Genomic DNA, 9,276 nt, shown 5'->3' with positions numbered 1-9,276 from the left:
GTACGCACATCTGATGCGTGAAAGCGAGCCCCTGCCCTCGCTCGGCGACGTCATGTTCCTGGCCGTGGTCGAGGCCATGGACCGGGCGCGCGAACCGGTCTTCACGATCAACCGGACCGGAGGGCCGGAGAACGCCGATCTGCCCTGGCCGCAGCACCGCCTGCACCTCACCCCCGCCGGCCGGGCCGTGCTGGCGGGCAAGCTCGACTGGCAGTCCCTCGGCCCGCCGGAACGTTGGGTCGGCGGCGTCCGCATCGCCGCCGACGCGCCGGATTGGCGTTGGGACGAGGCGGCGGAAGCCCCCGTCCGCCGCTGAGAGCGATTGCGAGGCCTCAGGACTGGTTCGGGGCGCCGATCGCGACCGGGCGAACCGGCGACCCCGACGCTCCTTGCGAGCGCAGGGGCAGGATCATCGTGCAGGACGTCCACACCCTGTCGGCCGCGAGTTCCGCCAGGTTGGCGTTCTGGATGTTGTGAATGCCGGCCTCGACGAGGTTGTGGTGGTGGATCGCGAACGGCATGCCCTCGGGCGTGCCGGCCGGGGGCGGTGCCTCACCCCGCAGTTGGCCCTCGGCGACCGGGTCCGTGAAGGGATTGTCGAGCGCGACCAGCGCGATTGCCTTCTCCTCGAGGTAGCGCGCTGCGTCGAGGGAAAGACCCGGCCCCATCGTGTAGTAGCTCCGCTCGGTGTCGGGGTCCTGCCACCTGTCGCCCCAGCCGGTGTAGATATAGAGCACGTCGCCGGCCAGGAGGCCCCGCCAGCCCAGCCCCTGCGCTTCGATCATGGCCTCGATGTCCGCGGCGGTGACGACTTGGCCAGGCTCCATCGGCTCGCCGCCGCCGAGATGGGTCCTGGCGTCCAGCAGCACGGCGCTGGTGACGATCGGCGGCACCTGTTCGATGCCGAGCTTCAGCAGCGGCGAGTCCGGCGTCGGTTTCACCTCCGCCTGCCCGTAGCCGCCATAGTACCGGGCCCGGTCGGCCGGAACCCCGCCCTCGCCGGACCACGGCTCGTCGAGCTGCGCGAAATGGCCGAGCGCGTCCATCTGCGTGCCCTGCGCACCCGGCTCGCCGCTCACGGTCTCCTCGCCGTTGAAGGCGTGGCGGGTCCCCGGGATGCTCGCGGTCGGGCGGTAGACATCCTCGAGCGGCGTCCCGAAGGGCGACATCGGCATGGTGTTGGAGCGCGGATGCGAGATCTCGTAGACGCGCGCGTTCGGATCGGCGAGATGCTGGGCGCAACGCAGCCAGGTTCCCGGCCCCTGCGTGTTGGCCATGCCCCGCTGGTCGCCCTGCGGCCAGGGCGGCTGCGGGACCAGCGGCCGGGAGCGCTCGACGGCGTCGCGCTGTTCCGGCGTCTGCGCGGTCGCCGGCGCCCCGGGTACGACCACGCCGAGGCACACGGCCACGACGCAGGTCGAACCGGTCAGGATGGTGGACGATCTGGATGCCATGGCTTCCTCCCTTCCCGCTTTGCGAAGGATGGTAGCACGCGGCGGAGCACCGGTATCCGCCCCTTCCGAGAGCGTCACGCCTGCCCGTCACCCATGGAGGCCGGCGACCGCTTTACGCGGCCGACCGCGCCGCTCTCCTCGCCTCGTCCAGGGCCTGCCCGATGTCCGCCTCGATGTCGGCAAGCGTTTCCAGCCCGGCCGAAAGGCGGACCAGGCCGTCCGAGACGCCGTAACGGGCCCGCTCCTCCGGCGTGTAGGTCGAATGCGTCATGCTGGCGGGGTGCTGGACCAGCGTTTCGGCGTCGCCCAGGCTTACCGCCCGGGTAACGAGCCCAAGCGCATCCATGAAGCGGCAGCCTGCCGCAAACCCGCCTTTGAGTTCGAACGCGACCATGCCGCCGAACCCGCTCATCTGGCGTTTTGCGAGTTCATGCTGCGCGAATCCCGGCAGGCCGGGATAGAATACGCGGTCGACCGCGGGATGCCCTTCCAGCAGCCGGGCGAGCGCGCCGGCATTCTCGCAATGCCGTTCCATGCGCAGTTCCAGCGTCTTCAAGCCGCGAAGCACCAGGAACGCGTCGAGCGGCGCGATCACGGCGCCGGTCATGTCCTTCAGCCCCTGCATGCGGATACGATCGATCGTCTCCGCCGACCCGACGACCGCGCCTGCGATGACGTCCCCATGTCCGCCCAGATACTTCGTCGCGGAATGCACGACCAGATCCGCCCCTAGCTCCAGCGGCCGTTGCAGCCAAGGCGAGCAGTAGGTGTTGTCGACGATCACGGTGATGCCACGCGCCCGCGCGATGTCGCTGACCGCCCGGATGTCGACGAGGCGCATGTTCGGGTTGGCCGGCGTTTCGAAGTACACGATCCTGGTTCGCGGCCCGACCGCCGCCTCCAGGTTGCGCGGATCGGTCAGGTCGATATGGGAGACCACGATCCCGAAGCGGGCGAGCCCATCACGCAGGAACGAAAAGGTGCAGCCGTAAAGCGTGCGGTCGACGATCACCTCGTCTCCCGGCGACAGCAGCGTCCACATCGTGGCGCTGATCGCTCCCATGCCCGACGCGGTCGCAAGCGCCGCCTCTCCACCCTCCAGGGCGGCAAGACGTTCTTCCAGCAGGGCCTGCGTCGGGTTGCCGAGCCGGGTATAGACATATCCGCCCGCCGTACCCGCGAAGCGGTCGCCGCCTTCGGCCGTCGTCGGGAACGCGAACGTCGAGGTCATGTAGACCGGCGGCGTCAGCGCGCCTCGTTCCTCCATCGGATCGTAGCCGTGATGGATGGCGCGGGTTGCGAAGCCGTCCGTTTCGGAATTCCTGCGGGCCATGATGTCCCTCCTGATGGGGTGCGCTGAACGGTCGCTTCGCAAGCTTCGTGCCGGAGCTGCAACAGCCAGGATTCCTCCCGATCCGGCTCGTACAGCCCTCGGGGAGCTGTAAGGTATCCCTTACGGCGCATGTTGCCGCAGGTGCCGGAAAGCAAGCCTTGACGCGCCCCTCGGGCGATCGTCAGAATTTCCTTACACCGTACGGAAAACTTTACGACCATGCGCATCGACATCACCTGCCGGGATCGCATCGGCATCGCTCAGGAAGTACTGGGCGCGGTGGCGAGGCTTGGGATCGACCTCGCCAGCGTCGAGGTCGTCCCGGGCCACGTCTACGTCCATGCGCCGGGGCTGGGGTCGCAGGAACTGGAGCGGCTGACCCCGGCCTTGCTCTCGGTCGAAGACGTCATCGCCGTCAGCCCGGTCGAGCTGCTTCCCGGCGAGCGGCGCCGGATGCACCTGGATACTCTGCTCGCCGCCCTTCCCGACCCAGTGCTGACGGTGGACGGGCAAGGCCGCATCCTGGCTGCCAACCCGGCGGCATTACGCCTGACAGGGGCCGGCGGGCCTGACGAAGTCCGCACGGTAGCGGACGCGCTGGGGATGGACACGTGGCGGTCCGTGACGTCGGGCAACCGTGTCCCGCACGAGGTTTTCGTCGCAGGACGCCCTTTCCTGCTGGATGTTCGACCGATATCCGACGGAGTGGGCCCCCGAGCCGCGGATCACGTCCTCCTGCTGAGCGCTCCCGGTCTCGTCGGCCGCCATCTATCCGCGTTGCGCGAGGCGCAGCCTTCCGGATTCGAGGAGATCCTGGGCCGCTCCCCGGCCGTCCTGGCGGCGACCCAGCGCGCGCGCCGATTCGCCGACGTCGAGGCGCCGGTCCTGATCCTGGGCGAGACCGGGTCCGGCAAGGAACTGTTCGCCCGCGCGATCCATCGGGCCGGCCCGAGAGCCACGGCCCCTTTCCTCGCGCTCAACTGTGCCGCCCTGCCCGAGAGCCTCGTCGAGAGCGAATTGTTCGGTTACGCACCTGGTGCCTTCAGCGGCGCCGACCGGTCCGGCAAGCCGGGATTGATGGAGCTGGCCGACGGCGGCACCGTGTTCCTGGACGAGATCGGCGAGATGTCCCCCTACGTCCAGGCAAAGCTGCTTCGCTTTCTCCAGGACGGCAGCTTCCGCCGCGTCGGCGGCAAACAGGAACGCCGGGCAAGCGTACGGGTGATCAGTGCAACCCATCGCGACCTCCAGGCCCTCGCCGTGGAGGGCCGGTTCCGCGAGGACCTGATGTACCGGCTGGCCGTCCTGACGCTCGACGTGCCGCCGTTGCGAGCCCGGCGGGAGGATGTCGGGCTTCTCGCCGAGGTCTTCGTCGGCCGCGCGGCGACGCAAGCGGGGCGGCCCGTACCCCGCCTGTCCCCGGCAGCACTGGGTGCGCTCGAAGCCCTCGACTGGCCGGGCAACGTCCGCCAGCTCCAGAACGTGCTGTTCCGGGCGGTGACGCTGACCGACGGCCCGGAGATCGGACCACACGACCTGGAACTGGCGTCGGCTGCGGTCGGCGGCATCCCCGGTGCGGCGGCCACTGCCGGGACTTGGCAGGAAGCCGTCGGCGCCTTCGAACGTTCGCTGCTGCTGTCGCTCCTGCCCGCGTATCCCAGCACGCGCCGGCTGGCGCATCGACTGGGCGTTTCGCATACGATGATAGCGGACAAGCTGCGTGCGCATGGGTTGACCCGAGGGCCGGAGCGGTCGTGATCGTGTCGGGTGGTGGATTTACGACTTGACGGAGGCGTACGGACGGGACACACGAAAGCGCGCGGGCCGAGAGCCCACGTCCCCCCTCGTGCGCAGGGTGCCATGAAAAGGTTGATCGAAGGATTCCGCCGGTTCCGCGAGAGCTACGATCGCGACCACCGGCAGGTATTCGAAGAACTCGCTGAGCGCGGCCAGTCGCCGAGCGCGATGGTCGTCGCCTGCTCCGACTCGCGTGTCGATCCGCAACTGATCTTCGGAGCCGGGCCCGGCGAGATCTTCGTGGTACGCAACGTCGCAAACCTGATCCCGCCTTATGCGCCGGACGGCCACTATCACGGCACCAGCGCCGCTCTCGAGTTCGCGGTGCTGTCCCTGCAGGTCCCGAACGTCATCGTGCTCGGCCACGCCCGGTGCGGCGGCATCGGCGCGCTGCTGGAACGGGGCGACGAGGCGCGGGACGACTTCGTGAGCGCATGGATGCACATAGCCCGGCCGGCACGCGACCGGGCACTGGCAGCCGCAGGCGGCGAGCCGGCGCAGGCCCAGCACCTGTGCGAGCACGAGGCGATCAAGGTCTCGCTCGACAACCTCCTGACCTTTCCCTGGGTGCGCGAGCGGGTGGAGGGCGGGACGCTGCGGCTGCACGGCTGGTACTTCGACATCGTGACCGGCGCCGTGACGGCGCTCGGCCCCCATGGGACGTTCGAGCCGCTGTGAACGGCAGAGGAATATCCTACCCTGTCGGCGTGTCCGCTACCCGGGAGATGCCGCGATGACCGAGACCCTCGCGCGTGAAAGGATCTGCAGACTGGGTCGCTCGCTGTTCGACCGCGGCCTGACCTTCGGCAGTTCCGGGAACATCAGTGTCCGTGTCGAGGACGGCTGGCTGATGACCCCGACCAATGTCGCACTCGGCGAGTTGGACCCGGCCGAACTGTCCCGTCTGGACGCTGGCGGCAACTGGACCGGCGGCCCGCGACCGACCAAGGAGGCGGTGCTCCACCTCGCCATGTACCGCGAGCGTGCAGACGCCCGTGCCGTCGTGCATCTGCACGCAACGCACTCCGCCGCGGTGAGTTGTCTGGCCGATGTCCCCGGCGACGACGTCCTGCCGCCCCTCACCGCCTACTACGTGATGCGGGTCGGCCGGCTGCCGCTGGTCCCGTACCACCCTCCGGGCGATCCCGATCTGGCGGAAGCCGTCCGGCGGCTCGCGGGACGGCACCACGCCGTCCTGCTCGCCAATCACGGGCCGGTCGTCGCCGGCACGACCCTTGACGCGGCCGCCCATGCGATCGAGGAGTTGGAGGAGACGGCGCGCCTGTTTCTCCTGTTGCGGGGCCACGCCGTACGCCCATTGACGCCGGAGCAGGTCGACGAGTTGCGCAGCCGTTTCGGCTGACCGGAAAACCTTTTCCGCTCCGCGATGCTCAGGTCCGAGACCGGTTGAGAGGACGCCGATTCGGATTTGGGACCAGGAGGGCGAAGGTGACGAAGACACTCGAGGGGCTTAGGATCGCCGTGCTCGCAACGGACGGGGTCGAACAGGTCGAGTTGATAGAACCGGTCAAGGCTTTGCTGGATGCCGGTGCTACGGTCGATGTCGTGGCTCCCCAGCCAGATATGATCGAGGGCTGGAACCACCATGATCGCGGCGACCGCATCCCCGTGGACGTGCCGCTGGACCACGCGGAGCCGGGCGGCTACGACGGGTTGGTTCTGCCGGGTGGCGTCATAAATCCGGACGCGTTGCGCATGAACCGGACCGCGGTCGCCTTCGTGCGTTCCTTCGTGGATCGAGGGGTGCCGATCGCCGCGATCTGCCATGGTCCCTGGACCTTGATCGAGGCGAACGGAGTACGAGGCCGGCGCATGACGTCGTGGCCGTCACTGAAGACCGATCTGACCAATGCCGGCGCTACCTGGGTGGACGAGCCGGTCGTCACCGACCGCGGGCTGGTCACCTCGCGCCGGCCCGACGATCTCGAGGCGTTCTGCGCAAAGATGGTGGAGGAGTTCCACGAAGGGGTACATCGCCGACGGGCCGCCGAATAGCGGCACCCCGTCGCGCAGCCTTCAGTCGACCAGCAACCCGGTGCAGGCATCGGTGAGCCTGCGCCGGGCTTCCTCGCCGCCGGGCGGCAACAACAACGCTTGACCGAAGATGAAGGAATAGAAGAGGAAGGCACGGGCCGAAGCCACCTCCTCGTTCAAGCCGAGGTCGCGGAACAGGCCGCATACCCGCTCCAGGCGCGCGGTATCGACCATCGCGACGGCCGAGGCGGCCCGCTGATCGCGCCGTGCCCAATCCCGCACGGCCATCTCGATGGCCATCCCGCGAGGGTTGGCGTTTTCGACGTACAGGCGGATCAGCCCTCTCAGCCGGGCTCGGGCGTCACCGCCGGCAGCTTCCGTCTGGCGCGCGATAGCGGTCGTCCGGCCCTCGCTCCAACGCGTCAGCATTGAGGTCAGCAAATCCGCCCGGTCGCGGAAATGCCAATAGAAGCCGCCCTTGGTGACGTTGATCCGGCGTGCCAGCACCTCGACCTTCACCCGGTCGATCCCGCCATCCGCCAGTTCCAGGAACCCTGCCTCGATCCAGGTTTCCCGACCTGGCCGGGTGTCCCGCCGTTCGTCCGCCTGCGTATCCAGCTTGCGCCTCCGCCGTTGACTGGTGCCGCAGCGTGCCATACGTTCCCGTATGGCACGCTGCGGCCCTGCACGATGTCTAGCCGTTCGGGCGGACCGTGGAAAGCCCCCCTGCGCGTTCAACCTTCCGGAGCCTCCTCCCATGCCCCGATTCACGCCACCCGATCCCGACTTCGAGATGAAAGTCCGCGACAGCTTCGCGCGCCAGACCTTCATGCGGACCGTCGGCGCCATTCTGGCGGAAGTCAGCCCGGGCCGGTGCGAGGTCGCGCTGCCCTGGCGAGAGGATCTGTGCCAGCAACATGGCTACATCCACGGCGGCGTCACCACGGCGCTCGCGGACACCGCCGCCGGCTATGCGGCCTATACCTTGATGCCCGCCGCCTCCTCGGTGCTGGCGACGGAATTCAAGATCAACCTGATGGCGCCCGCACGTGGAGAACGTCTGGTCGCGCGGGCCGAAGTACTGAAGCCCGGACGGACGCTGAGCGTCGTACGGACCGAGGTATATGCCGAGAACGAGGGTACGGAGACCTGCATCGCGGCGATGCTGTCGACGCTGATCTGCCTGCGCGGCACTCCGGACGCTCCGGCGCGTTCCGGCTGACTCACGTCTGCGCGGAGAAACAATCCCCGGCTCCCCGGTGTTGGATTTTCATCAGCAGCGGGACCGAACCGATGAACATCCTCTACGTCTACGAAGGGTCGCAGAATCCCGAGCTCGAAAAGGCGATCTGCCAGGATGTGGCGGCCCATCACGGCCCGGCACGCCAGCTTGGCAGCCATTCCGCCGAAGACGGGCTTACCACCGTCACCCTCGCGTTCGACGAGCCGGCTGGCGAGGCTGAAGATATCGCGCAGACCTTGCGCTCCTATCGGCGGATCGTCGATGCGGCACGGTGCTCCTTCGGCGAAGGAGCGTAGATGCCCTCATCCATTGCGGAGCTGGCGGGCGGCATCGCCCTGCTACTGTTCAGCCTCGCGATGGTCAGGGCCGGAATTCAGCGGGCGTGCGGCGGCGAACTCCGCCGCCTGCTGGCCGCCGGCACTTGTAACCGCCTGTACGCCTTCGGGGCTGGAACGGTTGCGGCCGCGCTGCTCCAGAGCTCGACCGCGACAGCGTTGATGGCAACCTCCTTCGTAGGGCGCGGCATGCTCCCGGTCGCGACCGGGCTCGCGATCTTGCTCGGCGCCGATGTCGGTTCGACGCTTGCGGTCCAGGTGCTCAGACTTGACCTGCACTGGCTCGGGCCGCTCCTGCTGGCCGGCGGAACGGCAGCTTTCCTCGGCGCCCGGAACCAGCGCATCACCGAGGCGGGTCGGGTCGCGGTCGGCATAGGCCTGCTGCTACTGGCACTCGCCATGATCATCGGAGCGAGCGCACCGTTGCGCGACGCACCCTGGGCGGGCGCGGTGGCTGCGACACTCGCCGCCAAGCCGCTGGTAGGCCTCATCGCCGGTGGCATCCTCGCCTGGATCGCCCATTCGAGCCTGAGCATCGTCCTGTTGATCGTGTCGCTCGCGAGTACCGGCGCCCTGCCACTCCCGGCCGCTCTGGCACTCGTGATCGGCGCTAATATCGGTGGAACGCTACCCGCTCTGGCCCTGGCGGCGTCGGAGCCACCGGCAGCACGGCGGTTACCGCTCGGCAATCTGTTGTTCCGGAGCATCGGTGCCGCCGGGGCATTCCTGGCCCTTCCCTGGCTGCCGGACTTCATTCCCGGTGCCGACAATGCACACCGGATCGTCAACTTCCACACCGGCTTCAATCTGGCGATCGCCATAGTCTTTCTCAGCCTGACGGGACCGTTCGCCCGGCTGTGCGCCCGACTGCTGCCCGACCGACCAGCACCCGACCGGCCGGGCACGCCCCGCTATCTCGATCGTTCCGGGGTTACGACACCTCCCGTAGCGCTGGCCTGCGCAGCCCGCGAAGCGCTGCGCATGGGCGACATCGTCGCCGAGATGCTGGACAAGAGCTTCCTGGTCCTGCGTGACGACGACCGCCGGTTGCTGGACGAGGTCGAGCGCATGGACGACGACATCGACCGGCTCAACGAGGCCATCAAGCTCTACCTCGCC

Annotated in this window: 10 protein-coding genes and 1 pseudogene; 8 read left to right on the top strand and 3 right to left on the bottom strand. The window is 68.5% G+C overall.

The annotated features are described in order from the left end of the window. Window positions 1–316, top strand: a pseudogene (locus VGO20_RS16685) (hypothetical protein); the annotation flags it as partial. A 16-nt stretch (window positions 317–332) separates the two neighbouring features. Here VGO20_RS16685 and VGO20_RS16680 read toward each other — a convergent pair. Further along, a complete protein-coding gene (locus VGO20_RS16680; protein WP_327503504.1) occupies window positions 333–1,454 on the bottom strand; it encodes a cyclase family protein in 1,122 nt (373 codons plus the stop codon). A 112-nt stretch (window positions 1,455–1,566) separates the two neighbouring features. Further along, window positions 1,567–2,787, bottom strand: a complete 1,221-nt coding sequence (locus tag VGO20_RS16675) for a methionine gamma-lyase (protein ID WP_327503503.1) — start codon at window positions 2,785–2,787, stop codon at window positions 1,567–1,569. A gap of 219 nt (window positions 2,788–3,006) precedes the next feature. Here VGO20_RS16675 and VGO20_RS16670 point away from each other — a divergent pair, with 219 nt between their 5' ends. From VGO20_RS16670 to VGO20_RS16655, 4 genes are all read left to right on the top strand, one after another. Then, window positions 3,007–4,545 carry a sigma 54-interacting transcriptional regulator gene (locus tag VGO20_RS16670; RefSeq protein WP_327503502.1) on the top strand — a complete coding sequence of 513 codons (1,539 nt, stop codon included), beginning with the start codon at window positions 3,007–3,009 and terminating at the stop codon, window positions 4,543–4,545. Window positions 4,546–4,647: 102 nt separating this feature from the next. Continuing rightward, a complete protein-coding gene (locus tag VGO20_RS16665; RefSeq protein ID WP_327503501.1) occupies window positions 4,648–5,262 on the top strand; it encodes a carbonic anhydrase in 615 nt (204 codons plus the stop codon). Between the two features lie 55 nt (window positions 5,263–5,317). Beyond that, window positions 5,318–5,947, top strand: coding sequence for a 3-oxo-tetronate 4-phosphate decarboxylase (otnC, locus tag VGO20_RS16660; protein WP_327503500.1), 630 nt, complete (start codon window positions 5,318–5,320; stop codon window positions 5,945–5,947). Between the two features lie 86 nt (window positions 5,948–6,033). Then, on the top strand, window positions 6,034–6,600 hold the full coding sequence (locus tag VGO20_RS16655) for a type 1 glutamine amidotransferase domain-containing protein (protein WP_327503499.1): 567 nt from the start codon (window positions 6,034–6,036) through the stop codon (window positions 6,598–6,600). Window positions 6,601–6,621: 21 nt separating this feature from the next. On the opposite strand, the gene VGO20_RS16650 is transcribed toward VGO20_RS16655, so the two are convergent. Next, the gene (locus tag VGO20_RS16650) at window positions 6,622–7,236 is read right to left on the bottom strand and encodes a TetR/AcrR family transcriptional regulator (RefSeq protein ID WP_327503498.1); all 615 of its coding nucleotides are present in this window, start codon (window positions 7,234–7,236) and stop codon (window positions 6,622–6,624) included. Window positions 7,237–7,336: 100 nt separating this feature from the next. On the opposite strand from VGO20_RS16650, the gene VGO20_RS16645 reads away from it, so the two are divergent. From VGO20_RS16645 to VGO20_RS16635, 3 genes are all read left to right on the top strand, one after another. Beyond that, on the top strand, window positions 7,337–7,801 hold the full coding sequence (locus VGO20_RS16645) for a PaaI family thioesterase (protein ID WP_327503497.1): 465 nt from the start codon (window positions 7,337–7,339) through the stop codon (window positions 7,799–7,801). 71 nt (window positions 7,802–7,872) lie between these two features. Continuing rightward, window positions 7,873–8,118 (top strand): hypothetical protein, encoded by a 246-nt coding sequence (locus VGO20_RS16640; RefSeq protein WP_327503496.1) that lies wholly within the window; start codon window positions 7,873–7,875, stop codon window positions 8,116–8,118. Further along, a partial coding sequence (locus tag VGO20_RS16635) for a Na/Pi cotransporter family protein (RefSeq protein WP_327503495.1) occupies window positions 8,119–9,276 on the top strand: 1,158 nt, incomplete at its 3' end. It lies immediately after the preceding gene.

The organism is Arenibaculum sp. (assembly GCF_035998295.1).
Classification (GTDB): Bacteria; Pseudomonadota; Alphaproteobacteria; order Azospirillales; family Azospirillaceae; genus DASYHS01.
Note: the sequence above shows the minus strand (reverse complement) of the source record. Positions and strands in the feature narration are given on the sequence as shown.

What these genes read in the sequence shown, in the direction of transcription:
- VGO20_RS16640 (WP_327503496.1), top strand. Translation starts at nt 7,873, where the DNA reads ATGAACATCCTCTACGTCTACGAAGGGTCGCAGAATCCCGAGCTCGAA.
- VGO20_RS16675 (WP_327503503.1), bottom strand. Translation starts at nt 2,787, where the DNA reads ATGGCCCGCAGGAATTCCGAAACGGACGGCTTCGCAACCCGCGCCATC.
- otnC (WP_327503500.1), top strand. Translation starts at nt 5,318, where the DNA reads ATGACCGAGACCCTCGCGCGTGAAAGGATCTGCAGACTGGGTCGCTCG.
- VGO20_RS16670 (WP_327503502.1), top strand. Translation starts at nt 3,007, where the DNA reads ATGCGCATCGACATCACCTGCCGGGATCGCATCGGCATCGCTCAGGAA.
- VGO20_RS16645 (WP_327503497.1), top strand. Translation starts at nt 7,337, where the DNA reads ATGCCCCGATTCACGCCACCCGATCCCGACTTCGAGATGAAAGTCCGC.
- VGO20_RS16665 (WP_327503501.1), top strand. Translation starts at nt 4,648, where the DNA reads ATGAAAAGGTTGATCGAAGGATTCCGCCGGTTCCGCGAGAGCTACGAT.
- VGO20_RS16650 (WP_327503498.1), bottom strand. Translation starts at nt 7,236, where the DNA reads ATGGCACGCTGCGGCACCAGTCAACGGCGGAGGCGCAAGCTGGATACG.
- VGO20_RS16680 (WP_327503504.1), bottom strand. Translation starts at nt 1,454, where the DNA reads ATGGCATCCAGATCGTCCACCATCCTGACCGGTTCGACCTGCGTCGTG.